This is a genomic window from Vibrio sp. 2132-1 (assembly GCF_033344315.1).
Genome location: NZ_JAWPON010000330.1, coordinates 1 through 707 on the forward strand (window position 1 = coordinate 1; position 707 = coordinate 707).

At 48.7% G+C, this 707-nt stretch carries 1 protein-coding gene; it reads right to left on the reverse strand.

The features are described from left to right. Window positions 1–707 (reverse strand): trypsin-like peptidase domain-containing protein (locus R8N47_RS25230; RefSeq protein WP_318186111.1); only part of this gene is annotated, 707 nt, incomplete at both ends.

The window sequence follows — 707 nt, forward strand, 5'->3', positions numbered from 1 at the left end:
TCGGCGATAGTGACTTTTAGAGTCATTTCCTTGCCTTTACGAATGATACCAACGTCGACAGAAGTACCTGGGCGTAAATCCGTAACGATATCCATCACGCTTTGACGGCCCTGAACTTTATTGCCATCGATACTGATAATGATGTCTTGCTTTTCAAAGCCTGCGGCACTTGCTGGACCATTTGGGTCGATACCTAAAACAACGATACCGCCAATGTGCTCGTTTCCTAGTAAACGGGCCGTCACTGCATTGATGTCTTGCCCATCAATACCGATGTAGCCGCGAATCACACGACCATCAGCGATGATTTTCTGCATAATTTTGCTGGCGAGTGGGGCAGGGATTGCGAATGAGATACCGTAGGTTTCAAGATCGGTTGCCTGCTGGAAAGACGCGGTGTTGATGCCCACCAATTCACCTTGAGTATTCACCAATGCGCCGCCCGAGTTACCTTCATTGATTGCAGCATCAGTTTGGATGAAGGCTTGACGACCATCGCTAATAGAGGAGCGACCTGTCGCGGAAATAATGCCGAAGGTCGTGGTTTGCCCTAAGTTGTATGGGTTACCAATCGCTAAAACGACATCACCAACCTGAGGTTTGTATTCAGAATTCAATGGGATGACAGGTAGGTTAGAACCTTCAACTCGTAAAACGGCAATGTCCGTGCGTTTGTCGGTGCCAACAAGTTGAGCGGCAGCAGCTCG